This window comes from Bradyrhizobium sp. USDA 4506 (genome assembly GCF_054058795.1).
In genome coordinates this window covers 2,545,345-2,569,702 of record NZ_JBSSBM010000002.1, presented here as the reverse complement: position 1 = coordinate 2,569,702, position 24,358 = coordinate 2,545,345, and the positions used below count along the sequence as shown (strand labels likewise).

General features: G+C 65.0%; 25 protein-coding genes. 7 read left to right on the top strand and 18 right to left on the bottom strand.

Annotated elements, in window-relative coordinates:
• Positions 1-16: 16 nt before the first annotated feature.
• From ACVIHF_RS14170 to epmA, 4 genes are read right to left on the bottom strand one after another with little or no spacing between them, the layout of a single operon-like run.
• A complete protein-coding gene (locus ACVIHF_RS14170) occupies positions 17-262 on the bottom strand; it encodes a hypothetical protein (RefSeq protein WP_225644401.1) in 246 nt (81 codons plus the stop codon).
• A 43-nt stretch (positions 263-305) separates the two neighbouring features.
• On the bottom strand, positions 306-557 hold the full coding sequence (locus ACVIHF_RS14165) for a hypothetical protein (RefSeq protein WP_225644190.1): 252 nt from the start codon (positions 555-557) through the stop codon (positions 306-308).
• Complete coding sequence (locus ACVIHF_RS14160; protein ID WP_253608731.1) at positions 526-1,617, bottom strand: lysine-2,3-aminomutase-like protein; 1,092 nt, start codon at positions 1,615-1,617, stop codon at positions 526-528. Before ACVIHF_RS14160 ends, ACVIHF_RS14165 begins: the two co-directional genes overlap by 32 nt.
• Entirely contained in the window at positions 1,614-2,666 is a 1,053-nt protein-coding gene (gene epmA / locus ACVIHF_RS14155; protein ID WP_253608732.1) for an EF-P lysine aminoacylase EpmA, read from the bottom strand. Before epmA ends, ACVIHF_RS14160 begins: the two co-directional genes overlap by 4 nt.
• Before the next feature lie 416 nt (positions 2,667-3,082).
• Between epmA and efp the strand changes: the two genes are divergently transcribed.
• From efp to ACVIHF_RS14140, 3 genes are all read left to right on the top strand, one after another.
• Positions 3,083-3,649: an elongation factor P gene (gene efp / locus ACVIHF_RS14150; protein WP_016844580.1), complete on the top strand. Its 567-nt coding sequence runs from the start codon at positions 3,083-3,085 to the stop codon at positions 3,647-3,649.
• A 128-nt stretch (positions 3,650-3,777) separates the two neighbouring features.
• Entirely contained in the window at positions 3,778-5,382 is a 1,605-nt protein-coding gene (locus ACVIHF_RS14145; protein WP_456792182.1) for a M23 family peptidase, read from the top strand.
• 345 nt (positions 5,383-5,727) lie between these two features.
• Positions 5,728-6,150, top strand: coding sequence for a DUF805 domain-containing protein (locus tag ACVIHF_RS14140; RefSeq protein ID WP_253608734.1), 423 nt, complete (start codon positions 5,728-5,730; stop codon positions 6,148-6,150).
• Positions 6,151-6,171: 21 nt separating this feature from the next.
• Here the strand turns inward: ACVIHF_RS14140 and ACVIHF_RS14135 are convergent, their stop codons facing one another.
• The 3 genes from ACVIHF_RS14135 to ACVIHF_RS14125 all read right to left on the bottom strand — a co-directional run bounded on the left by ACVIHF_RS14135 (position 6,172) and on the right by ACVIHF_RS14125 (position 8,239).
• Positions 6,172-7,065, bottom strand: a complete 894-nt coding sequence (locus ACVIHF_RS14135) for a dihydrodipicolinate synthase family protein (protein WP_253608735.1) — start codon at positions 7,063-7,065, stop codon at positions 6,172-6,174.
• A gap of 146 nt (positions 7,066-7,211) precedes the next feature.
• Positions 7,212-7,718, bottom strand: a complete 507-nt coding sequence (locus ACVIHF_RS14130; protein ID WP_253608736.1) for a cupin domain-containing protein — start codon at positions 7,716-7,718, stop codon at positions 7,212-7,214.
• A gap of 41 nt (positions 7,719-7,759) precedes the next feature.
• Positions 7,760-8,239 carry a carboxymuconolactone decarboxylase family protein gene (locus ACVIHF_RS14125; RefSeq protein ID WP_253608737.1) on the bottom strand — a complete coding sequence of 160 codons (480 nt, stop codon included), beginning with the start codon at positions 8,237-8,239 and terminating at the stop codon, positions 7,760-7,762.
• Between the two features lie 95 nt (positions 8,240-8,334).
• Between ACVIHF_RS14125 and ACVIHF_RS14120 the strand changes: the two genes are divergently transcribed.
• Together ACVIHF_RS14120 and ACVIHF_RS14115 are read left to right on the top strand one after the other, a co-directional pair.
• Positions 8,335-8,910: a MarR family winged helix-turn-helix transcriptional regulator gene (locus ACVIHF_RS14120; RefSeq protein ID WP_456780615.1), complete on the top strand. Its 576-nt coding sequence runs from the start codon at positions 8,335-8,337 to the stop codon at positions 8,908-8,910.
• A gap of 113 nt (positions 8,911-9,023) precedes the next feature.
• Positions 9,024-10,259, top strand: coding sequence for a lytic murein transglycosylase (locus tag ACVIHF_RS14115; RefSeq protein ID WP_253608739.1), 1,236 nt, complete (start codon positions 9,024-9,026; stop codon positions 10,257-10,259).
• A gap of 223 nt (positions 10,260-10,482) precedes the next feature.
• Here ACVIHF_RS14115 and ACVIHF_RS14110 read toward each other — a convergent pair whose 3' ends face one another.
• The 7 genes from ACVIHF_RS14110 to ACVIHF_RS14080 all read right to left on the bottom strand — a co-directional run bounded on the left by ACVIHF_RS14110 (position 10,483) and on the right by ACVIHF_RS14080 (position 18,204).
• The gene (locus ACVIHF_RS14110) at positions 10,483-11,298 is read right to left on the bottom strand and encodes an SDR family NAD(P)-dependent oxidoreductase (protein ID WP_253608740.1); all 816 of its coding nucleotides are present in this window, start codon (positions 11,296-11,298) and stop codon (positions 10,483-10,485) included.
• An 18-nt stretch (positions 11,299-11,316) separates the two neighbouring features.
• Positions 11,317-13,158, bottom strand: a complete 1,842-nt coding sequence (gene recJ / locus ACVIHF_RS14105; RefSeq protein ID WP_253608741.1) for a single-stranded-DNA-specific exonuclease RecJ — start codon at positions 13,156-13,158, stop codon at positions 11,317-11,319.
• A 55-nt stretch (positions 13,159-13,213) separates the two neighbouring features.
• Positions 13,214-13,933, bottom strand: a complete 720-nt coding sequence (locus ACVIHF_RS14100) for a haloacid dehalogenase type II (protein ID WP_253608742.1) — start codon at positions 13,931-13,933, stop codon at positions 13,214-13,216.
• A 120-nt stretch (positions 13,934-14,053) separates the two neighbouring features.
• Positions 14,054-15,052: a class II fructose-bisphosphatase gene (gene glpX, locus ACVIHF_RS14095; protein WP_050420275.1), complete on the bottom strand. Its 999-nt coding sequence runs from the start codon at positions 15,050-15,052 to the stop codon at positions 14,054-14,056.
• Between the two features lie 79 nt (positions 15,053-15,131).
• On the bottom strand, positions 15,132-16,451 hold the full coding sequence (locus tag ACVIHF_RS14090) for a homoserine dehydrogenase (protein ID WP_028342125.1): 1,320 nt from the start codon (positions 16,449-16,451) through the stop codon (positions 15,132-15,134).
• 38 nt (positions 16,452-16,489) lie between these two features.
• Positions 16,490-17,710 carry an LL-diaminopimelate aminotransferase gene (locus tag ACVIHF_RS14085; protein ID WP_016842955.1) on the bottom strand — a complete coding sequence of 407 codons (1,221 nt, stop codon included), beginning with the start codon at positions 17,708-17,710 and terminating at the stop codon, positions 16,490-16,492.
• A 218-nt stretch (positions 17,711-17,928) separates the two neighbouring features.
• Positions 17,929-18,204 carry a hypothetical protein gene (locus tag ACVIHF_RS14080; protein WP_253608743.1) on the bottom strand — a complete coding sequence of 92 codons (276 nt, stop codon included), beginning with the start codon at positions 18,202-18,204 and terminating at the stop codon, positions 17,929-17,931.
• Between the two features lie 291 nt (positions 18,205-18,495).
• On the opposite strand from ACVIHF_RS14080, the gene ACVIHF_RS14075 reads away from it, so the two are divergent.
• Both ACVIHF_RS14075 and ACVIHF_RS14070 read left to right on the top strand, forming a co-directional pair.
• Positions 18,496-20,304 carry a PHA/PHB synthase family protein gene (locus ACVIHF_RS14075; RefSeq protein ID WP_253608746.1) on the top strand — a complete coding sequence of 603 codons (1,809 nt, stop codon included), beginning with the start codon at positions 18,496-18,498 and terminating at the stop codon, positions 20,302-20,304.
• A 73-nt stretch (positions 20,305-20,377) separates the two neighbouring features.
• The gene (locus ACVIHF_RS14070) at positions 20,378-20,776 is read left to right on the top strand and encodes an MAPEG family protein (RefSeq protein ID WP_253608747.1); all 399 of its coding nucleotides are present in this window, start codon (positions 20,378-20,380) and stop codon (positions 20,774-20,776) included.
• Positions 20,777-20,826: 50 nt separating this feature from the next.
• Here ACVIHF_RS14070 and ACVIHF_RS14065 read toward each other — a convergent pair whose 3' ends face one another.
• The 4 genes from ACVIHF_RS14065 to ACVIHF_RS14050 form a co-directional block, all read right to left on the bottom strand.
• Positions 20,827-21,417 carry a class I SAM-dependent methyltransferase gene (locus ACVIHF_RS14065; RefSeq protein ID WP_456780617.1) on the bottom strand — a complete coding sequence of 197 codons (591 nt, stop codon included), beginning with the start codon at positions 21,415-21,417 and terminating at the stop codon, positions 20,827-20,829.
• A gap of 14 nt (positions 21,418-21,431) precedes the next feature.
• Positions 21,432-22,412, bottom strand: coding sequence for an N-acetyl-gamma-glutamyl-phosphate reductase (argC, locus tag ACVIHF_RS14060; protein WP_253608752.1), 981 nt, complete (start codon positions 22,410-22,412; stop codon positions 21,432-21,434).
• A 120-nt stretch (positions 22,413-22,532) separates the two neighbouring features.
• On the bottom strand, positions 22,533-23,579 hold the full coding sequence (gene argC / locus ACVIHF_RS14055; RefSeq protein WP_456780618.1) for an N-acetyl-gamma-glutamyl-phosphate reductase: 1,047 nt from the start codon (positions 23,577-23,579) through the stop codon (positions 22,533-22,535).
• The gene (locus ACVIHF_RS14050) at positions 23,576-24,250 is read right to left on the bottom strand and encodes an FMN-binding negative transcriptional regulator (protein ID WP_057018592.1); all 675 of its coding nucleotides are present in this window, start codon (positions 24,248-24,250) and stop codon (positions 23,576-23,578) included. Before ACVIHF_RS14050 ends, argC (ACVIHF_RS14055) begins: the two co-directional genes overlap by 4 nt.
• Between the last annotated feature and the right edge of the window lie 108 nt (positions 24,251-24,358).

Sequence of the window (24,358 nt, the reverse complement as noted above, 5' to 3'; positions counted from 1 at the left end):
CGGTCAGCTGCGTGGGTTAGCAACCGCGGCAGATGCTCTTGATCTTCCTGTCGAGCGCCGCGTCTTCCTTGTTGGCCTGACTGTTCGGATCGCTGATATTCTTCTCGCTGCCAACGTCGCCGCGGCGCGGCTGACGATGTCCGATCGGCGCCTCCGGGACCGTCCCGCCCTTCTGCATGGAGGACGATCCGCCCTGTTGCTGCGCCCAGGCTTGGGAGATGCCAAGCTGGGGCGCTCCGGCCGCAACCATCATCAGAGCCATCAACAAAACTGTCTTCCGCATCTCGCGTCTCCGCTTCTCAACCCTATCGCGCCCGTTCCGGCACCTCGACGGTAGCACAGTTGCGTCGCCCCTGCGCTGCGCAATCCTGTACCTTCCGTATATCGGCCATCGTGCCAAGGAGCCAGATTCCCGCGGCGACCAGCACCACAAAGAAGCCGAACATCACAGCATTTTCGATGCTGCGGTTGCCCTCATCCTCGGGCGGCTCCTGCCGTCCGTCCCCGGCCCCGCTCATCGCCGCCTCAGGATTGCGGCGGGTAAAGATGAACGTCACCACAATAATCGACGATACGGTAGCGCCGTTCCACCGGATCTTCACGTTCGCGGGAAGCCGGCTGCGACAAATAGCTCGGGCCGATCGGCGCCTTGCCGTGGCCGCCGGGGATGTCGAGCACATAATCCGGCTGACAAAGTCCGGACACACGCCCGCGCAACGCCCGCATCAGTTCCTGCCCGGTTTCGATCGTGGTGCGCAAATGCGCTGTGCCGGGCGCAAGGTCGCCGTGATGCAGATAATAGGGCTTGATTCGGCACTCGACGAAGCCGCGCATCAGCGCCTCGAGCGTCGCGGCATCGTCATTGACGCCGCGCAGCAGGACGGACTGGCTTACCAAGGGAATGCCGGCGTCTGCAAGGCGCGCGCACGCTGCGCGGGCATTGTTGCTCAGCTCACGCGGATGGTTGGCATGGATCGCAATCCAGGTCGTCGCGCCTTCGACCCGCAGTGCCGCGATCATCTCGGGATTGATACGGCCCGGATCGGCGATCGGAACACGGGTGTGGAGGCGAACGATCTTCACATGATTGATGTCGGCGAGATCGGCCATGATCTCGGTCAGCCTGCGCGGCGACAGCATCAAGGGATCGCCGCCGGTCAGGATGACTTCCCAGATCTCCGGATGGCTGCGGATGTAATCCAGCGCCGCACGGTAGGCGTCATCGGACAAGGCCGAGGCCTTTCCCGGCCCGACCATTTCGCGCCGGAAACAGAACCGGCAATACACCGCGCAGACATGGACGAGCTTGAACAACACCCGATCGGGATAGCGATGCACGATTCCGGCGACCGGCGAATGCGCATCGTCGCCGATCGGATCGGCGTTCTCGCCCGGCTGCTCGACGAGTTCGTCGGCGCTCGGGATGAACTGCCGCGCGATCGGGTCGGCGGGATCGGCCGGATCAATCAGCGCGGCGAGCTCCGGCGTCACCGCGACCGCGTAGCGCGCAGCAACCCGCTCGAGCCCGGCCAGTGCTGCGACCGGCGCGAGCCCGGCATCGACCAGCTCGCGCGGCTGTCGCAGCGTCGCCGCCAGTTTTGGATCGATCCTGTTCATGTCTCTCCCGCAGGCGGCGTCCAGACCACCTGATCAATTCGTGGCGCGCCGCTCGCCAACATCACCAGCCGGTCGAAGCCGAGCGCGACGCCGCTGGCCTCCGGCATCTGGCCGACCGCGGCAAGGAAATCGTCATCGAGCGGATAGCGCTCGCCATAACGGCGGGCCTTCTCGTCCATCGCTGCGGTGAAACGATGGCGCTGCTCGGCCGCGTCGGTCAGTTCGCCGAAGCCGTTGGCGAGCTCGACGCCGCAGGCATAGACCTCGAAACGCTCGGCGACGCGCTGATCGCCGGCCTTGGTGCGCGCCAGCGCGGCCTCTGGCGACGGATATTCGAACAGCACCGTCAGACGGCCCTGTCCCAGATGAGGCTCGATATGCTCGACCAGCACCTTGCTGAAGATATCGGTCCAGGTGTCGTCATCTGCAACCCGCACCCGCGCTGCTGCAGCCGCCGCAAGCGCCTCGCGGTCGCCTTCGCCGCCTGAGATCGTCGCCAGGAGATCGATGCCGGCGAAGCGCTCGAAACCCGCCGCGACCGTCAGCAGCTCCGGCTCCGCAAACGGATCGGCCGTCATGCCGCGGAAGGAAAACCGCCCGATCCCGGTCGCCTGCGCCGCATGGGCGATCACGACGATCGTGTCGGCCATGATGGCGTCATAGCCGGCATTGGCGCGGTACCATTCCAGCATGGTAAATTCGGGCAGATGCAGGTCGCCGCGCTCGCGGTCGCGGAACACCCGCGCGAACTCGTAAATCTTCGGCTCGCCGGCCGCGAGCAGCTTCTTGCAGGCGAACTCCGGCGAGGTGCGCAGATAGCGGGGCGCATGTGAGCCATCGGCCTGCCTGAGCTCGGTGCGAGGAGCGTGCAGATGGGTCTCGTTGCCCGGCGAGATCTGCAGGATCGCGGTCTCGACCTCGGCAAATCCCTGCTCCTCGAACCAGGCGCGCAGCGCTCGCGTGATCGCCGTCCGCGCCTGCAGAAACGGCCTGCGGTCGGCATAGCGCTGCGGCATCCACCAGGGCGACGGCCGGTCATGAGCTGTCATCGCCAGAGCATCCTCATGGATTCAACATCAACGAGCCGCCATCCGCACTCAAGAGTACTGCGCAACCGATTGATTCTACGCAAGTTCATAAGCCTACACAGCCCGAGCCTCCGCGGAACGCCGCGAGGCTGATCCCTTCTTGTCGAAAGACGCGCACCTTGTCCATGCGCGCACGTGGCTGAACTTGAACGACGGCTCGCGCGTCCCATCGGCAGATTCGCTGAAACGGATGAGCCCATGGCCGAAAAATAGGGCCGATCGGGACGGCCGGGACGGTTGGCAACCTTGCGAATTCGGCCGCAAAAGACTGGCATCTCAGGGACAAATCAGTATGTTGCAGCCCGAAATCGCCGCCATGACCGAGGGGCTGCCGATCCGGTTGGCGCCCTTAGGCTCTCAAATTCAGGAAAACACCTTTGAAAGTCATCGCCAGTTCCATCCGCAAGGGCAACGTCATCGAGCAGGACGGCAAGCTCTATGTGGTCCTTTCCGCCGAGAACATTCATCCCGGCAAGGGCACCCCGGTCAGCCAGATCGAAATGCGCCGCATCGGCGACGGCGTGAAGGTCTCGGAGCGCTACAAGACCACCGACCAGGTCGAGAAGGCCACCGTCGAGGACCACAACTACAACTACCTCTATGAAGATGGCGACGGCTTCCACTTCATGAACAACGACAACTACGACCAGGTCCAGGTCTCCAAGGAGATCGTCGGCTCGTCCGCGCCGTATCTGCAGGAGAACATGACCGTGAAGCTCTCGATGCACGAGGGCAACCCGGTCGCGATCCAGCTGCCGCAGCGCGTGACGCTGGAAGTGGTCGAGACCGAGCCCGTGACCAAGGGCCAGACAGCCTCCTCGTCCTACAAGCCGGCCATGCTGTCCAACGGCCTGCGCACCGGCGTGCCGCCGCACATCACCACGGGCACGCGCATCGTGGTCATGACCGAAGACGGTTCCTACGTCGAACGCGCCAAGGACTGAGCGCTTGAGGCGCGGTGGGATTTGAAATGAATCGTCACCGCGCCTCAACTTGTTGGTTAAGCGTCAACTTTACCGAAAACCGCTACACACTTTTCCGGAACTTGCTTTAGTCTCTCGGGCGATCAGACATGAGCCCGGGGTGTGCAGTGAACAGGAAGGTGGTCAGCTTCGTCAGTTGCTGGCTGGCAGCCCTGCTCTCGCCTCTTCCCGGCGCCCATGCCGACGAATTCCGAACGCCATCGATCTCGGCCATGCGGGTCGAATGGCGCGCCGTGCTCGACCAGCTGCGGCAGGAGATCGGTAGCCGCCCGGCCATCGCCGCCGGCTTCACTTTCGCAGGCCAGCGCCGCGTCCCCGCCACCGATCCGCGGGCGACGCCTGCGCTGGTGCAGTTGAACGCGGTGACAGCGCCGCTGTTTCCCGGCATTGCGCAGAGCCCGATCCCGGTGCTGCTGCCGTTCGACCCCGCAAGCTATCTCGACGCGCGACAAAACGGTGCGCCGGACAGCCTGTCGATCGCGCGCTACCAGGCCGACTTCCGCGCGGTCGATTTCTTCCATGCCGGTGCGTCGGGCTACGATGCCGTGTTCTCGCTCGACCCCGGCGCCGGCGACGGCCTGCCGCCGCGGACATTTGCCAAGCCGGTCGAGGTGCAGATTTCCGGCTCGATCCTCGTCTACGACCTCGCCGACCGGCTCGGCGGCAAGGGCGAGCCGGTCAGGACGCTGGCCGCGCAGTTTCCGGACCTGCGCCGCTTCGTTCGCGAGGGCTATGTCCGCTACGCCTTCACCCGCTTCGGAATCCCCTATGTGGTCTCGATCCAGTGCCTCGACAGCGCGCCGCGGCCGAAGCGGCTGGCCTGCCGCGAGGCCTATCCGGTCGCCGAGCGCTTTCTGAAGGCCCTGCGCATCGCCGGCGGCCAGCCGTCACGGCCGCGCAGCGACGTCGCCTCCGATATCGCCGAGCGGCCGGCCGTGCAATCCGCCGACTTCACCTACCACCCGAGCGGCGACATCGTCGCGGGCCGCGGCGGCCGCAGGCAACAAGGCGGCCACGCCGACTTCACCGTCTATTCGCAGATCCGCTTTCCGCTCGAGAAGGCGCCGGCCTTCGCCCACTCGCAATCTTTCGCCAAGCGCAAGCCCGGCGCGGCCATCGACACGTATCCCTGGCAAGACAATTTCTGCGAGGCGCGCAGCTTCGAGGTCGGCCAATGCGCCAGCGGCTACGGCCATCAGGGCCAGGACATCCGCCCCGGCGCGTGTCCTGTCGACAGCAAGGATGGCTGCGACCCCAAGCAGCAGGCGGTCGTTGCGGTGCGCGACAGTATCGTGATCCGCTCGGCGCAACAGCAGGCCGCGACATTGCAGGTCAACACCCGCACCGAGCATGTCCGTTTCCGCTACATGCACATGAACCCGTCAGTGATGGATGCCGACGGCCTGCTCAACGGGCGCCGCGTCAGCGAGGGCGAGAAGATCGGCGTGGTCTCGAATTATCTCGACCACCCCAACGGCACATCGCGGCATCTGCATTTCGACGTCCAGCTGTTCACGCGCGACGGCTGGCTGTGGGTCAATCCCTACACCACGCTGGTGTCGGCCTATGAGCGGCTGATCCGCGGCCGCGGCCGCGAGATCGGACCGGAGCCCGGGCTTGCAGCCGCCGTGGCCCATGCCCTGCCCGACGACGTCGTGCATCGCATCGACACCCAGGAAGGCGGCGGCAATTAGAGTGTTGTCGACCGAAGGGGACACCGGTTCGGGGCGCACTGCCAAAATATCGAAAACAACCCCATGCAAAGGAGCCGGCGGTGGCAGGCGTTCGACCTAGCCACTGTTCGACACGACGACTTGACACGTCGGGCAAATCAGCGGCATTATTTCATTATTCCGAAATTGTGCAAACGCCCCACCGCAGGTTCCATTCGGAATCGCGTCGGTGCGCGCCATGTCGCGGCGACAATTGCCAGCTTCAATGATCATGATGGAAGCAGCAAACGGCGGGAACCCGTCCCGCTTTGACCATCGGACGCAAGTCTCTATCAGATGCCCATTCAGGCTGGACCACAACCAAGCATGCTCTCGACCTTCAGCTGGTTCTTTCTTTCGGTGAAAGGCCGCATCAGCCGGCAGGAATTCAGCCTGGGATTTTTCGGCCTTATGCTGGTCGACATGCTCGTCATTCGCGTCGGCGTAAGGCTCGACCCCGGTCCACGCTATTACGACAGCAGCCCGCCCGCCGACGACCTGTCCGTCCTGCGCTTGCTGCTCATGCTGTCATTGTGGCCATTCGCGGCGATCCTGGTGAAGCGGCTGCACGACCTCAACGTCTCGGGTTGGTGGGCGCTGACGATCCTCGCCATTCCCCACCTCGCCGCCGCGCTGCACGTCAAATACTGGATCCCCTATCTGGCGCTCGTTGCAACGCTGAGCGTGCTGCCGGGATCGAAGGGTGACAACCGGTTCGGCCGCGACCCGATGGCGCGCGCCGGCATCTAGCGCCCTCCGCCGTGGTTGCGATCAGTCGATCTCCATCGCCGCCAACGTCTCCTTGACCCGCCTCTGAGCGTCCGCGGGCAGCGGCAATATCGGACGTGGAGGCTCGGCCGTGCAGACCCCTCTGAGATCGGCAAGTGCGTAGACGACACGCAGACTGGAATATGTCCTGAACAGATCCCAAATCGGCTGCAGTCGCCCGTTGAGCTGTCGCGCGCGGGCCGCATCGCCGCTCGTCGCGGCGCGCACGATGTCCACGCAGACCTTCGGGAAGATTCCTGCGAGAACGCTGTACCAGGTGTCTCCGCCCGCCAGCAGCGCCTCGGTGCAATTCCAGTCGGCGCTGTATCCCAACGCAACGCCGTCCGGAACCACAGCCCGCAATTCCCCGAGATGGCCCGCCACGGTCGAAGCATCCAGCGCCGGACTTTTCACCGCGACGATTCCCTCGACCCGGCTCAGACGGCCGATGAGAGCCGGCGTGAATTGAAAATGAGTCGTTCCGGGATTGTCATAGATGCAGATCGCCAACCCGCTCTCGCGGGCCACGGTTTGGAAGTGCTCAAAGACCTCGTCATCGGTCAGCGGCGTATAGGAAACCGCTGCCAACAGGCCCGCCGTCGCGCCGGCATCACGCGCATCCTTCGCCAGCCGCACCGCATCGTCGGTGCGCAGTGCGCCGATGCCAACCAGTATTGGTGTGTTGCCGTCCGCCAAGGCGGTGGCCGCCTGCACGGCGCGCCGCCGCTCATCGCGGCTGAAATACGGATATGAGCCGGTACTTCCGAGCAGCCCGACCGAATCCACCTTCGCCGCAATCAGGGGGTCGAGCAAGGCGCGGAGCGCACCCACATCGACCCGTCCATCCCGGTTCGAAGGCGTGATCGGGAAGGCAGAGAGCCCCTTCAGGCTGATCATCGGTTTGTCCCTCGTCGGCAATCGTCGCCGCAACGTGTCCTGCAATCAATCGACACGCCCCGTTGCGCGCAAGGTCCAGTTTCACGCGAACTGGGCACCAAACTGGTCCAGTGCGCATGTCTAGCAGAACGAGCGCCAACCGATCGCTAATCGAGCATCGTGGTCAGCTGCGCGCCCTCATCCGCCACGAACACCGCGATCAGCTCCGCCGGCTCCGTGGTGCTCGCATTGGCCGAGACCATGTGGGTCGAGCCCGGCGGCTCGAAGAAGGACTGGCCGACCTTGAAGGTCTCGACCGGCCCGCCACCGAGCTGTGAGCGGATTTCACCCTTGGTGATGTAGGCCGTCACCGAACCGGAATGGCGGTGCGGCGGCGTGAAGCCACCGGGACCATAGAACACGCGCACCACCGTGACACGCTTGCCCGCCACATTGGGCAGCGCGTGCGAGCTGATGACCTCGACCTTGTCGAGCGGCGACGCCGCATTGGCGCTGGCGCACAGCGGCGCGATGACGGAGGAGATCGCGTCCATCGGGGTCGGCAGTGCCTTCCCGATCACGAAGGCGGAGACCAGTCCCGCGATCACGGCCAGCATGACCGGCCGCGGCGGCCGCGCGAATGGAAGGGATGGTGTCATCGCCATCGAGGTCATTGTTTTTCTCCCTGTCGGTTGCCGTTTGATCCGTCTCGACGTTACGAAGCCGCCGCGTCCGCGCGCTGCCGGCGCGGCGGCGGCGTCCAGCGATAGGCCGCGCCGAACCGGTTCCAGACATTGATCGATGCGATCGCCGAGGTCAGGTAAGTCAGCTCCTGCTCGGAGAATTCAGCGGTGGCCTCGGCATAGACCTCGTCGCTGACGCCGTTCGGCAGGGTCGTTAACGCTTCGGTCCAGGCCAGCGCGGCGCGCTCGCGCGGCGTGAACTGCGGCGCCTCGCGCCACACCACGACGAGGTTCAGCTTGTCGGCGGGCACGCCGAGGCTCTCGCCCTGCAGGATGTGATACTGCACGCAGAACGCACAGCCGTTGATCTGCGAGGCGCGCAGCTTGACGAGTTCGAGCAGCTGCTTGTCGAGGCCGGCCTTGGCCGCGAACTGGCCGAGTGCGCGCACCGCGGCGAAGACGTCGGGCGCGAGCTTCTCGAAGTCGGTGTATTCCTTGCGGGCATGTGACATTGGTCCGGCCTCATGTTATCAGTGTACTGAGATATTATCAGAGCTCTGATATCATCGGCAAGATGCGGGCATCGGCCGAGGCGACAGCAGGCGACATGGCGGCAATGCAGAAACGAGGCAAATTCGGCACCGCCGAACGGCGTCCAGTCGGAAAAGCCGCCGGCCGAAGGGCCGCAGTGAATGCGGGATCGAGCGCTGGCGACGTCGTGTTCGCCCCTTCCGTTCCGGCGCCGGGCGAAGGCAAGCGCGGCGAGCAGGGCTATCTCGCCTATCTGCTGCGTCAGGCCCACGCGGCCTCGCGGCTGTCGATGGAGCGCCAACTGGGACGGCTCGGCGTCACCTCGCCGCAATTCGTCGTGCTGACGATGCTGAAGGCCTATCCGGGGCTCTCCGGCGCCGATCTGGCTCGCGTCGCGCTGCTGACGCCGCAGACCGTGAGCGTGATCATCCGCAACCTCGAGCGCGACGGCGCGATCGGCAAGACGGCGCACCCGGTCCACGGCCGCGTGTTGCAATGGACCCTGACCAGCCATGGAACCAGACTGCTGGAGAAATGCCGGCAGATCGCCCAGGCCCAGGAACGCCGGCTCGCCGCCGGCCTCGATGCCAGGTCGGAACACGTGGTGCGCCGGTGGCTGTCAAAAATCGCCACAGATTTGCAGGATAGCTAGAGCATGACCCGGAAAAGTGGGAACCGGTTTTCCGATGAGGTCATGCTCAAAACTATAGCTCCTGCGGCGGCGTGGCTTTTGGCTCACCCGATCGGCGCCGCTAGACTGGCCCGATGAAACAGCCTGATTCTCCGAAATCCCCTGCCCGCCGCGCCGTCCTGAAGGCCGGGCTCGCGGCCGGCGTGGTACTCGTCAATCCGCTCGGCGCGCTCGCCGCCGCCCCTCCGGGCTTCGACCAGTGGCGCGACAATTTTCGCGCTCGCGCGCTCGCCAAGGGCATCTCGGAGGCGACCTGGAATCGCTGCATGGGGCGGATCGAGCCCGACATGAGCGTGTTCAGGCAGATGCGCAACCAGCCTGAATTCCACGAGCAGATCTGGCAGTACATCAACCGCCGCGTCTCCGACTGGCGGGTCATTCACGGCAAGGAGGCGCTGAAGAAGAACGAGGCGCTGTTCGGCCGGATCGAACGCGATTTCGGCGTCGAGCGCGGCACGCTGCTCGCGCTGTGGGGCGTCGAATCCGCCTATGGCGATCCGCTGGTGCAGCAGAACCACATGACGCCGGTGTTTCCGTCGCTGGCGGCGCTCGCCTGGAACGAGCCGCGCCGCAAGGCCTATTGGGAGACCGAACTGATCAACGCGATGAAGATCGTGCAGCGCGGCTGGAGCACGCCTCAGGAGATGAATGGCTCCTGGGCCGGCGCGATGGGTCATTCGCAGTGGATGCCGGAAGTCTGGCTCAATGTCGGCTTCGACTATGACGGCGACGGCAAGGTCTCGCCGTTCGGCCGGCCCGACGACGCGCTGGGCTCGACCGCGAAATATCTCGTCAACCGCGGCAAGTGGCACCGCGGCGAGCATTGGGGCTACGAGGTCCGCGCGCCCGGCGGCGGCGCCAGCGGCAGCCGCACCTACGCGGCCTGGGCCAGCGCCGGTGTGACCCGCGCCGACGGCCAGCCGTTTCCGCAGCCAAATGCGTCAGCGCAACTGTGGATCCCGGTCGCGGGTGGTCCGGCCTTTCTGCTCGGTCCGAACTTCAATTCGGTGAAGAGCTACAACCCGTCGATGAACTACGCGCTGGCGATCTGCCATCTCGGCGATCGCTGCCTCGGCGGGCCGCCCTTCATCCAGCCCTTCCCGGGCTCGGAACGCGCGCTGACACTGGCCGAGGTGCAGGAGATGCAGACGCGGCTGACCAAGGCCGGCTTCGACACCGGCGGCACCGACGGCCGCGTCGGCAACGACACCATGAAGGCGATCAAGGATTTTCAGATCAAGATGGGCCTGTTGCCCGCCGACGGTTACGGCGGGCTCAAGGTGCTGGCGCGGCTACGGCAAGGCGGGTAGGCATCATGCGATCTGCGTAGCCCGGGTGAGCGAAAGCGATACCCGGGCACGCATTTCCCGCATATCGCTCCGCTCATGCGGGCTACGACAGTTCGCTCCTATCGGCTCGCAGGCTGCCACATTGACCGCTCACCGTCATTGCGAGCGCAGCGAAGCAATCCATCCCTCCGCATATGCGGGACTATGGATTGCTTCGTCGCTTCGCTCCTCGCAATGACGGAGACTATTTCGCAGGCTGCCGCACCACGCCGCCGGCATTCATGCCGCCGTCGATCACGAGCTCGCTGCCCGTGACGTAGCGCGACGCGTCGGAAGCGAGATAGAGCACGCCCTGGGCGATCTCGATGGCCTGGCCGGCGCGTCCGAGTGGCGTGGCGAACCTTGCCCGCTCCTCCGGATCGATCGGCGCGTTCTGGCCGGCACCGGTCGCGCCGGTCGGGATCTTGCCCCAGATCGGCGTGTCGATGATGCCGGGATGCACCGAGTTGACGCGGATACCGTCGTTGACCTGCGCGCACTCCATCGCGATCGACTTGGCGAACAAGCGGACCGCGCCTTTGGTGGCGCTGTAGCCGGAAAGGGTCGCCGCACCACGCAGGCCAGCCAGCGACGACATCATGATGATGGAGCCGCCGCCGTGCTTGCGCATCAGCGGCAGCGAGTGCTTCACCGACAGGAATACGCCGTCGATATTGATGGCGGTCTGGCGACGCCAGTCCGCGAGCGACATCTCGACAATCGAGGGCGCTCCGATGCCGATGCCGGCATTCGAGACCATGATATCTAGGCGGCCATGGCGCTTGCCGATCTCACTGATGATTTCGATCCAGCGCTCCTCGCTGGTGACGTCCTGCGGCAAGAAGGTCACGTTCCGCCCGGCCTTGGTGAGCCGCGCGGCGAGCTCGGGTCCCCTCAACTCATCGATATCGGTCGCAATAACGGTCGCGCCTTCCTGCGCGAACAATTCAACGATGGCCTCGCCAATGCCCGATGCGCCGCCGGTCACCAGCGCGACCTTGCCTTCTACCTGTCCTGACATGTCCTCTCCCAACGTTTCTTATCGGATCACCGTCGGGCCCTGATCCGGCACCGCGACGTCGAGGACACGGAATTGCACACGTTCGGTGCCTTGCCAACGGTCGACCGCAAGAGAGCCCGCCACGTGCAATTGCTGGCCGCGATTTTGCGTCAAGGCGCTGCCGAGCTTCTGTCCGACGGAACGGAACGCGATACCGTTGACGATGGAGCCGTCGCCTGACTTGAAGCGCAGCCGCAGATGCGCCTGCCCGACTTCGTCGGCATAGACCAGCTGATGCGACGGCAGCGCGATCACCGGTTCCGGATTGGCGCTGCCGAACGGGCCAGCACGATTGAGTGTCGCGGCGAACTCCGGCGTCACCGCGCGCGCGGTCACGGCGCCGTCGATGAACAGCTCGTTCTCGTGCCGCGAATTGGCGACGTCGGCCGCCAGCGCGCCTTCCATGTAGGCGCGGAATTCGGCGAGCTTCTCCTTGCGCAGCGTGACGCCGGCCGCCATCGCGTGCCCGCCGCCCTTCATCAAAAGGCCGTCGTGCACCGCCTGCCGCACCGCCTTGCCGAGATCGACGCCGCCGATCGAACGGCCCGATCCGGTGCCGATGCCGCCGGGCTCCAGCGCGATCGCAAACGCGGGACGCGCGAACTTCTCCTTCAGCCGCGCCGCAACCAGCCCGACCACGCCGGGATGCCAGCCTTCCGCCGCGGTGACGATGACAGCACCCTTGTCCTCGAGCCCGAGCGAAGCCAGCGCCTCGGCCTCGGCCTGCGCCTCGGCCGCCTGCTCGATCAAGCGCCGCTCGGCGTTGAGACGATCGAGCTCGGCCGCGATCCGCGCGGCTTCGGATATATCGCCTTCGAGCAACAACCGCACGCCGAGATCGGCGCGCCCGATGCGGCCGCCGGCATTGATGCGCGGTCCCAGCATGAAGCCGAGATGCCAGGCCTCCGGCGGCCCGTTCAGCCGCGCGACGTCCATCAACGCAGTGTGGCCGACATGGTCGCGGCGGCGCATCGCGATCAGGCCCTTGGCGACGAAGGCCCGGTTGAGCCCGATCAGCGGCGCGACGTCTGCCACGGTGCCGAGCGCGACGTGATGCAGCACGCTGAGCAGGTCCGGCTCCGGCATCTCGCCGGTCCAGAAGCCGCGCTGGCGCAGTTCGCGATTGACCGCGACCAAGGTCACCAGCACGAGGCCGACCGCCGCGAGATGGCCGAGCCCCGAGAGATCGTCGGGCCGGTTCGGATTCACCAGCGCGTCGACCTCGGGCAACACATCGCCGGTCTGGTGATGATCGATCACGACGACCGACATGCCGAGCTTCCTGGCTTCCGCCAGCGGCTCGATGCTGGTGGTGCCGCAATCGACCGTGACCAGCAGCGTCGCGCCCTTCGCCGCCAGCGCACGCACGGCGTCGACGTTCGGCCCGTAGCCTTCGAAAATACGGTCGGGAATGTGGATCAGCGGGTCCAGCCCGCAATGGCGCAGATGCCAGGTCAGCAGCGCGGCCGAGGTCGCGCCGTCGACGTCGTAGTCGCCGAAGATCGCGACCTTCTCGCCGCGCACCGCGGCATCCGCGATGCGCTTGGCGGCGTGCTCCATCTCGGTGACCGTGTGAGGATCCGGCATCAGCTTGCGGATGGTCGGGTCGAGGAAGTCGGGAACCTCGTCGATCCCGACGTCGCGCCCCGCCAGCACGCGCGCCAGCATTTCCGGCAATTGATAGCGCTGCACGATCGCGAGCGCCCGCGCCGCCCCGCGCGGATCCAGCCGGTCGCGCCAGAGTTTTCCGGTCAGCGACCGCGTCACGCCGAGGAACGCCTGTGGCGCCTCGACGGGCAGTGCGGATGCGTGCAGCGTCATGAGCCCTTCCCAATCAGGCAGGAATCGTAACGCTTCGATGATTTGTGGACCAGTTCTAGCAGCCCATTCGGCTGGCGATTTCCCCGAAATCCTTGGCCACGATGTCCCACTCGCCGGTGGCCTCGAAATCGTACTTCTGCAGCGGACCGTATTCGGTCGGACGCGCCACGAAGGCGGTCTTCAGGCCGAGCTTCTGCGCGTGCTTCAGGTCGTAATTGTGCGCGGCGACCATCATCACCTGCTCCGGCGGCAGGCAGAGCAGCTTCGCGGCGCCGAGGTAGGTTTCCGGATCGGGCTTGTAGTGCTCGAACAGTTCGGCCGACATCACGAGATCCCACGGGAGCCCTGCGAACTTCGCCATGTTGGTGAGCAGCGCGACGTTGCCGTTGGAGAGCGGTGAGATGATGTATTTGGTCTTCAGCCGGGTCAGGCCGGCGACGCTGTCGGGCCAGGCGTGCAGGCGATGCCAGCCCAGCGTCAGATGCTGCAAATCGGCCTCGGTCAGCCCCTTGATGTCGAATTGCGCGACGAGTTTTTCCAGCGAGCGGCGGTGCAAGACGTCGAGGATGACGTAGCCGTTCTGCGGGTTCTTGCGCACCTCGTCCATCGAGGCCGCATAGACCGCGCGCCAGCCGTCGACCAGCGCGGTCCAATCGGCCTTGATACCTGATGTCTCGCCCCATCTGGTGAAGTCGTTGATCAGGCTGGTGCGCCAGTCGACCACGGTCCCGAACACGTCGAATACCAGCGCCTTGACCCCGGACAGATCGGACATGGGTGCCTCCCTTTTTCTTGTTGTTGTTTACGCTGTCGTTCCGGGGCGATGCGGAGCATCGAACCCGGAACCTCGAGATTCCGGGTTCGTCCTTCGGACGCCCCGGAATGACAGCGGATATTAGTCCAGGTGGAATTTCTCGAGCTGCCGATGCTCGGCCTTGATGTAGCGCACGGTGCCGGTGACCGAGCGCATCACGACCGTCTCGGTCTCGATCACGTCCTTCTTGAACTTCACGCCGGTCAGCAGCGAGCCGGTGGTGACGCCGGTAGCGGCGAACAGGCAGTCGCCCTTGGCCATGTCCTCGATGCCGTAGATCATCTTCGGATCGGTGACGCCCATCTTGTGCGCGCGCTCGCGCTTCTCCTCGGTGTCGAGGATCAGGCGGCACTGCATCTGGCCGCCGATGCAGCGCAGCGCGACCGCCGCGAGCACGCCCTCTGGCGCGCCGCCGGTACCGATATACATGTCGACGCCGGTCTCATCGGGTTTCGCACAGTGAATGACGCCAGCGACGTCGCCGTCGGTGATCAGCTGCACGGCAGCGCCGGTCGAACGCACGCTGTTGATGATGTCGGCATGGCGCGGACGATCGAGCACCAGCACGTTGATGGCGGTCGGGTCGACGCCCTTGGCCTTGGCGAGCCGGCGGACATTGTCGGCCGGCGGCGCGTCGAGCTCGATCACGTTCTTGGCGTAGCCCGGGCCGATCGCGATCTTCTGCATGTAGACGTCGGGCGCGTGCAGCAGCGTGCCACCGTCGGCCATCGCCATCGTGGCGATCGAGCCCGGCATGTTCTTGGCGCACAGCGTGGTGCCTTCGAGCGGGTCGACCGCGATGTCGACCTTCGGGCCAGCATTGAGGCCGACCTTCTCGCCGATGAACAGCATCGGTGCCTCGTCGCGCTCACCCTCGCCGATTACGACCGTCCCCTCGATCGGCAGCTTGTTGAGCTCGCGCCGCATCGCGTCGACCGCGGCCTTGTCGGCGGCCTTCTCCTGGCCGTGGCCACGCAGCCGCGCGGCCGACACCGCAGCGCGCTCCGTCACGCGCACGATTTCGAGCGTCAGGATGCGCTCGAGCAGCATCTGCGGCGGAACGGAAATATGGGTCGACATCGGCGTACTCCTTAAGCCTCTGGGACAGGGCAGCCTGCCCGCATCAATCGTCTCACGCCCGACCCGTTCAGGCCATGCGCTAGTTTTTCTCGATCCGGATCACCTGCGGCCGCCCGCTGATGACCTTATCGCGCTGCACTGCGGCCAGCGCACGATGCACGGCATCCTCGCTGGTCGCATAGGTAATCAGAATGACCGGGACCGGTGAAGGTTTTTTGGCCGCGCCGTTCACATCGACGCCATCCGGGTGCCGTTGCACGATGGATTCCAGAGATATCTTCTGTTCCGCCAGCCGGGTGGCGATTGTTGCGGCAGTGCCTGCAAGATCGCGCGCCATCAGGCGGATATAATAGCCACCTTCATGGCGTTCCATCGGCGCCTTGGTGGTGTCGCGCAACCGCTCCACCGGACGGCCGAACGGCTTAGCGCGGATGCCGCGGGCGACGTCGGCGATGTCGGCGACCACGGCGGAGGCCGTCGCGCCGCCGCCGGCGCCGGGTCCCACCAGCGTGATCGGCGGAATCCCCTCGCCGTCGATCGCCACCGCATTGGTGACGCCCATCACCTGCGCGATCGAGGATGATTTCGGCACCATGGTCGGGTGCACGCGCTGCTCAATGCCCTTTGCCGTGCGGACCGCGACGCCGAGCAGCTTGACCCGGTAACCGAGTTCCGCGGCGGCCTTGAGGTCTTCCGGCGTGATCGAGGAGATGCCTTCGACGTAAACCGCGCTTTCCGCGACCTTGGTTCCGAAGGCGAGGCTGGCCAGGATCGCGAGCTTCTGCGCGGTGTCATGACCATCGACGTCGAATGACGGGTTGGCTTCGGCATAGCCGAGCCGCTGGGCGTCCTTCAGACACTCCTCGAACGACAGGCCCTCCTGCTCCATCCGGGTCAGGATGTAATTGCAGGTGCCGTTGAGGATGCCGTAGACGCGGTTGACGCTGGTGCCCGCGAGGCCCTCGCGCAGCGTCTTGATGACCGGGATCGCCGCACCGACCGCCGCCTCGAAATTCAGGGCGCCGCCGTGCTTTTCGGCAGCCGCGGCGAGACGCAGTCCATGCTTGGCGATCAACGCCTTGTTGGCGGTGACGACCGACTTGCCGGCCTTCAGCGCGGTCTCGATCGCGGACAGCGCGGGATCTCCGGCGCCGCCCATCAATTCGACGAAGCAGTCGATATTGGGATCTTCGGCGAGCGCCTCGGGGCTCTTCGCCCAGGCGATGCCGCGCAGGTCGAGGCCGCGCTTCTTGGCTTTCGAGCGCGCCGTGACCGCGACGACGCGAACGCCGCGGCCGCTGCGCTCGGCCAGCGCCCGTCCTTGCGTTTCGATGAGGCGGACGACATCGGCACCGACGGTGCCGAGCCCCGCTATGCCCACGTTCAGGGGTGCGACCATGGATTTAAGGGACCTGGAGATTAAGCAACCTGGAAGGATTAGCGTCGGTTGGCGAGAGGAACGACGTTGTGCAACGTTTCGATGCCGCTTTCAAGGAAGCGGCGCACGCCGCGCGCGGCCTGCCGGATGCGCTGCTCGTTCTCCACCATCGCGATGCGGACATAGCCCTCGCCATGCTCGCCGAACGCAACGCCCGGCGACACCACGACGCCGGATTTCTCCACCATCAGGGTCGCGAACTGCATGCTGCCGACCGCCTCGAACGCCTTGGGCAGCGGCGCCCAGGCGAACATCGAGGCCTGCGGCGGCGGAATGTCCCAGCCGGCGCGGCCGAATGACTCGACCAGCGCATCGCGGCGCTTGCGGTAGGTGTCGCGCATCTCGCGGATGCAGTCGTCGGGACCGTTCAGCGCCGCGGTCGCCGCCACCTGGACCGGCGTGAACGCACCGTAATCGAGATAGGATTTGACCCGCGCCAGCGCCGCGATGATCCGCTCGTTGCCGACCGCAAAACCCATGCGCCAGCCGGCCATCGAGAACGTCTTCGACATCGAGGTGAACTCGACGGTGACGTCGATCGCGCCGGGCACCTGCAGCACCGACGGCGGCGGATTGTTCTCGTCGAAATATACCTCGGCGTAGGCGAGATCGGACAGGATGAAGATGTCGTGCTTCTTCGCGAACGCGACGAGGTCCTTGTAGAAGTCGAGGTCCGCGACATAGGCGGTCGGGTTCGACGGATAGCAGACGATCAGCGCAATCGGCTTCGGGATCGAATGGATGATCGCCCGCTCGACCGCCTCGAAGAACTGCGGCGTCGGCTCCGAGGGCACCGAGCGGATCACGCCGCCCGCCATCAGGAAGCCGAAGGCATGGATCGGGTAGCTCGGATTGGGGCACAGCACGACGTCGCCGGGCGCCGTGATCGCTTGCGCGACGTTGGCAAACCCCTCCTTCGAGCCGAGCGTCGCAACCACCTGGGTGTCGGGGTTGAGCTTGACGCCGAAGCGGCGCGCATAATAGGCGGCCTGGGCCTTGCGCAGGCCGTTGATGCCGCGCGAGGCCGAGTAGCGGTCGGTCCGCGGCTTGCCCAGCGTCTCCTTGAGCTTCTCGATCACATGCGGCGGGGTCGGCAGGTCCGGGTTCCCCATGCCCATGTCGATGATGTCGGCCCCGGCGTTGCGCGCGGCCGCCTTGGCCTGGTTGACCTTCTCAAAGACGTAAGGCGGCAGACGGCGAATGCGGTAAAAATCTTCCATGGGACCCTTGCTCCGACAACCGCGATGCCAGAATCGACCCCCCTTGGTCCTAGCTTGCGGAAGCCGGCTCGGCCTCTGACAGAAATCGCACTGAATCAATGACTTAGAGCGAATTCAGGCGCACGATCTGGGGGCTGCGGCCGGATCTGCGGTTGAACTGGGTTTCTTTTAGCACGGACACCGGGCGGCGCCAGCGCTGATCGGCCGTTTGTCGGGTGCTACTTCCCGCTTTGGGCAGCCGTCGAGGCCTGGCGCGCGCGCGCGGCAATCAGCTCCTGCTCGATCTTGGCCTGGTCCGCCGGCTTGATCGTCGGGTCGGCGCGGTCGGGCGGAAGATCATGGACCGGCAGGTAGCCGGTGGCGTCCTTCTCGCGCGCCGGCGCATCGGCCGGCATCGTCATATCGGCGATCGTGCTCGAGCACCCGCTCAGCGCCACCAACGACGCGAGCAGCACTGCGGCCGCGAGCCCCCTGTTCATTCGATCGATCGGCATGCGCCGAATTGTCCCCAACAAGCTAGCGCGCACGTCGCACGTTGCCGACACGGGTCGCACTGGTACGAGCCTTGCAGCGTCCCCGCTGCGTTAATTTCGACTTCAGCGTTTCAAACCATTGTCGCCCGAAACGCTTAAAGCGGGAACACCAAAAGCGAACCCTGAGGCTTCAATATGACGGAACAAAGATTTTTTCTCGCACCGCAACAGAGCGAAATGCTGGATTTTGACTGATTTGCGTTGCCGCACCGCGCGATGACGCCCTCCAAACGACGCGATATTGTACCTCAGATGAGCAACGTTAGTACCGACACCCAGGCCACCCCGAAATTCAACGCCGAAGCCTTCGCCATGAACATCGCGCGGGCGATGGAGAGCAGCGGCCAGGCGCTGGCAGCCTATCTCAAGCCGCGCCAGACGGGAGAAGTCCGCGACAAGCCGCCGAATGAGCTCGGTGAGGTCATCAAGACCTTCAGCGTGATCGCCGAATATTGGCTGTCCGACAAGGAGCGCGCCTCGTCGCTGCAGATGCAGCTCGGCAAGGACTATCTCGATCTCTGGGGCTCGGCGGTGCGCCGCATGGCCGGCGAGGCAGACGCCAAGCCGGCGATCGCCCCGGCCCCGCGCGACAAGCGCTTCCAGGATCCGGAATGGAAGTCGAACCAGTTCTTCGACTTCATCCTGCAGCTCTATTTGCTGACCTCGAAATGGGCGCAGCAGCTGGTCCATGACGCCGACGGGATCGATCCCCACACGCGCAAGAAGGCCGAATTCTACGTCCAGCAGATCACCAACGCGCTGGCGCCGTCGAATTTCGTGCTGACCAATCCGGAGGTGCTGCGCGCCACCGTCGAGACCAACGGCGACAATCTGGTGCGCGGCATGAAGATGCTGGCCGAGGATATCGAGGCCGGCCACGGCACGCTGCGGATCCGCCAGTCCGACTCGAGCAATCTCGAGGTCGGCGTCAACATGGCGACGACGCCGGGCAAGGTGATCTTCCAGAACGAGCTGATGCAGCTGATCCAGTATTCACCGGCGACCGAGAACGTGCTGCGCACGCCGCTCCTGATCGTGCCGCCCTGGATCAACAAGTTCTACATCCTCGATCTGCGCCCCGAGAAATCCTACATCAAATGGTGCGTCGACCAGGGCATCACGGTGTTCGTGATCTCCTGGGTCAATCCGGACAGGGAGCTCGGCAAGAAGACCTGGGCCGACTACATGACCGAAGGCCCGCTCACGGCGATGGACGTCATCGAGAAGGTCACCGGCGAGATGAAGGTGCACACCGCCGGCTATTGCGTCGGCGGCACCCTGCTCGCCTCGACGCTCGCCTATCTCGCCGAGAAGCGCCGCCAGCGTGTGACGTCGGCGACGTTCTTTGCCGCGCAGGTCGACTTCACCCATGCCGGCGATCTCCTGGTGTTCGTCGACGAAGACCAGATCTCGGCGCTCGAACGCGACATGCAGGAATCCGGCGTGCTCGAGGGCAGCAAGATGGCGATGGCCTTCAACATGCTGCGCTCGAACGACCTGATCTGGTCGTATGTCGTGAACAATTATCTGAAGGGCCAGACGCCCTCCTCATTCGACCTGCTGCACTGGAATTCGGATGCGACGCGGATGCCGTCGTCGAACCACTCCTACTACCTGCGCAACTGCTATCTGGAGAACCGGCTGTCGACCGGCACCATGGTGCTGGACAACACGCTGCTCGATCTGTCGAAGGTGAAGGTGCCGGTCTACAACCTCGCCGCCCGCGAGGATCACATCGCGCCGGCGGAATCGGTGCTCTACGGCTCGCAGTTCTTCGGCGGCCCGGTGAGATATGTGCTGTCCGGCTCCGGCCATATCGCCGGCGTGGTCAATCCACCCGCGTCGAAGAAGTACCAGTACTGGACCAACGACAACATCAAGGACATGAAGCTCGCCGACTGGCTGAAGGGAGCCGAGGAGCACAAGGGCTCGTGGTGGCCCGACTGGCGCGGCTGGCTGGAAAGCCATGACCCGGAGACGGTCCCGGCGCGCATGGTCGGCTCCAACGGCACGCAGGTGCTCGAGGACGCCCCGGGCAGCTATGTCCGCGTCCGCGCGTAGCGCCAACTCTTCCGCTCAGCTATAAACAGACGGTCCCGACGGTCGGGAATCGAATTCACGTGAGGGGGAGACGATGACGCGCGAACTGTTCTGGCTGTCGCTGACGGTGATCCTGACCGGGCTGCTGTGGATTCCTTACCTCATCAACCGCTGGCAGGTGCGCGGCCTCTCCGGCGTCATCGGCAATCCCTCGCGTGGCGACAAGCCGCACGCGGAATGGGCCAACCGGCTGATGTTCGCCCATGACAACGCGGTCGAGAACCTCGTGATCTTCGCGCCGCTGGTCCTGATCCTCAACGCGGCCGACTATTCCACGAAATGGACCGTGCTCGCCTGCGCCGTCTATTTCTGGGCCCGCGTCGCCCATCTGATCGTGTACACGCTGGGCCTGCCGGTGTTCCGCAGCGTGGCCTTCACGGTCGGCTTCCTCGCCCAGGCGGTGCTGGCGCTCGCGATCTTCAAGATCGTCTGATCCAAATATTCCCGCCGGTTGCGGCGACAGCCGCGCCGGCGCGGCATCAACTACCGGCTCTTGCGCACCACGATATGCAGCATCGTCGCGGGAGCCTCGTCAAAGCTCTTGATCTCGCTGGTGTCGGACGAGACTTGCGTCCACGCCCCTGAGGCGGCGTAGGTCGCAGCGAGCCAGTCCGCCGCGGGATAATTGTAGTAGCGGCCGATGCTGTCGCGGCCATCGCCATGGCCGATCTTGTAGCTTGCGTAGAACAAGCCACCGGGTTTCAGCGCCCGAAGGATGCGGCCGATGATGCCGACCAATTCGTCGCGCGGCACGTGCAGCAGGCAGGCGCTGGCCCAGACGCCGTCATAGGCTTCGCGGTCCTCGAGCTCGTCGAACAGCATCGCCTCGACGGGATGATTGATGCGGCGCGCCGCGACCTCGGCCATCTCGGGCGACCCGTCGGTCGCACGCAGCACAAAGCCTTCGGCGAGCATGACAGCGGCATGATTGCCGGCGCCGCAACCGAGTTCGAGGATCGCGCCGCCCGGCGGCAGCAGCTTCAGAAAGCCGATCAGCCGGGTGGACGGGGCTTTCGCCCACCCGGCATAGGTCTCGGCATTGCGCCGATAGAATTGCAGCGTGGCGTCGTCCACGATCCGCTTCGCCGTCAGCTGTCGGCCAGCCCGAGCATCAGCCGCATGTTCTGGACCGCGGCACCCGAGGCGCCCTTGCCCAGATTGTCGAGCCGCGCGACCAGCACCGCCTGGTGGTGCTTGTCGCTGGCGAAGACGTAGAGCTCGAGCTGGTTGGTCTCGTTGAGCGCCTCCGGCTCGAGCCGCCCGCCCTTGGCGGCCTCGTTCTGCAGCGGCATCACCGAGACATATTTGCTGCCCGCGTACCACTTCGCGAGAACAGCCTGCAGGTCGGCACCGGTCACCTTGCCCGGCAGCGCGTCGAGTTGCAGCGGCACCGAGACCAGCATGCCCTGCCGGTAGTTGCCGACCGACGGGATGAAGATCGGCCTTCGCGTCAGATGCGAGTAGAGCTGCATCTCCGGCACGTGCTTGTGCTCGAAGCCGAGGCCGTAGAGTTCGAAGGCCGGCGCCGAGCCGTCCTCGAAGCTGGCGATCATCGACTTGCCGCCGCCCGAATAGCCGCTCACCGCGTTGACGGTGACGGGATAATCCGCCGGCAGCAGGCCGGCGTCGACGATCGGCCGCAGCAGCGCGATCGCGCCGGTCGGATAGCAACCCGGATTGGAGACCTTCTTCGCGTTACGGATCTTGTCGGCCTGGTCGGGCGCGAGCTCGGGGAAACCGTAGGCCCAGTCGGGCGCAACGCGATAGGCCGTCGAGGCGTCGAGCACTTTCGGCGCGGCATTGCCCATCGTGTCGATCAGCGCCACAGTCTCCTTGGCGGCCTCGTCAGGCAGGCAGAGGATCACGAGATCCACCTCCTCCATCAGGGCGCGCTTGGCGCCGGCATCCTTCCGCTTGTCCTCGGCGATGTGCTTCACCGCAACGTCGCCGATCGAGAGCAGCCGCTCCTGGATGCCGAGGCCGGTCGTGCCGGACGCGCCATCGACGAACACGGTGGCCTTGGTCGCACCGCTCCTGGTTTTCGGTTGGTTGGTGTCGGTGAGGGTCATGGCACGTTCCTTTCGAGCTCGTTCGTTTCGTTTAACACATCTGGCCGCGCCTGCGCCGCCAACGGGGATGGGCAGTTATCCTTAGATTGAGCGCCCCTCGCCAGCGACAACAACCCCCGCTCATGGAAACAGCGCGATCTGCTCCAGTCCAGTGGTTTCGGGCAAGCCGAACATCAGGTTCATGTTCTGGATCGCCTGTCCGGCCGAACCCTTCACAAGATTATCGAGCGTCGAGAGCACGATGGCGCGGTTCTTGATCCGGTCGGCGACGACGCCGATCTGAACATAATTCGAACCACGCACGTTCTGCGTCTGTGGCAGCACACCCTTCTTCGTCACATATACGAACGGCTCGTTGGCGTAGGCCCTTTCCAGCTCGGCGCGCAAATCGTCCGGCGTAGCCCCGTTGAGCTTGACATAGGATGTGCAGAACTCACCCCGCGCCATCGGAATGAGATGCGGGGTGAAGTTCACCGTCACAGCCGAGCCAGCGGCCGCGCCAATCTCCTGCTCAATCTCCGCCGAGTGTCGATGGCTTCCGATCGAATAGGGCGACAACCCTTCGCCGGCCTCGCTGAACAGCGTGTTCTGCTTCAGTCCGCGTCCGGCGCCGGTGACGCCCGACTTTGCGTCGATGATGATGTCGTCGACGTCAATCAGCTTTGCCTTCGCCAGCGGAACAAGCGCCAGCAGCACCGCCGTCGGATAGCAGCCGGGACAGGCTACCAGCCGCGCGGCCGTGACCTCCTCCCGGTAGAGTTCGGTCAGCCCATAGACCGCCTCGTCCTGCAATTCGAGCGCCCGGTGCTCATGGCCGTACCATTGCGCATAGCTGTCTTTGTTGCGCAGCCGGAAGTCCGCGGACATATCGAGGATCTTGATTCTGGGATTGGCTTTCAGCACCGCGGCGATGATCTCTTGCGTCGTCCCGTGCGGCAGTCCGCAGAACAGGGCATCGAGCCGCGTCCAGTCGACCTTTTCCCATTCCACGAGTTTTGGCAGGTCGAGCATGAAGAAGTGAGGAAACACCTCGCTCATCGTCTTGCTGGCATGGGTGTTAGCGGTAAGCGCGGTGATTTCGGCATTCGGGTGCCGCGCCAACAGGCGCACCGCGTCGGCGCCGGTGTAGCCGGACGCGCCCAAAATTCCGATTTTCTTCTTCGTCATTGCTCGCTCCTCGGAAGCGTAGTCATCTCGGTCTGTATCAGCGCGAAAGCCTGCGGGCGCACCTCGCGCATCAAGGCCGCGATGTCTTGGGCACCGGCTTCGGCCTGCAAAGCGAGCGTGTTGCCGACCGCCGCGAAATCGGTTTCAGACTTGTGCTGGTTCAGCTTGAAGCTGCCCTCCACCTCTTCCACCATCATCTCGAGACCCACGATGGCCTTCTTCATGGTTTCCAGCCTCGCGGCGGTCATCTTGCCCGACACCCACGGCTTTTTCGGCAGCAGCCGGTCCTCGAACTTGGCGCTCAGCGCGTCGATCTGAACGGCAAGCTCGTCATCCGACAACGTCCGCACCGGCCCGGTCAGATGCACCGCCTGATAGAGCCAGGTCGGCACCTGATCGGGTGACACGTACCAGTCCGGCGAAACATAGGCGTCGGCGCCGGTAACGGCCAGCAGCCAAGGTGACCCGCCCGCCAGCTTTACCAGCGGATTGTGACGGGCAACATGAAACAGCGCCCGCGGCGTCCCGTCGGCGGCGTAAGTCAAGTAGAACGGGAGCGCGGAGGCGATCGGCTTGCCGCCGTCCCACGCGCAGGCCATGCCGAAACCGCGCGCTTCCGCGAAGGCAAGGCTCGCGGCACGGTCAGGCTTGAAGGGCGGTGGCGTATACATGGTCAAAGCTCCTGCATGACGAAGGAGCCGCCAGATCGAACCGCGTGTCTTTTTCAGGAGAGCGCCGCGGGATCGGGTCCGGCGGCAGAGGCGATGGTCTTAAACGCG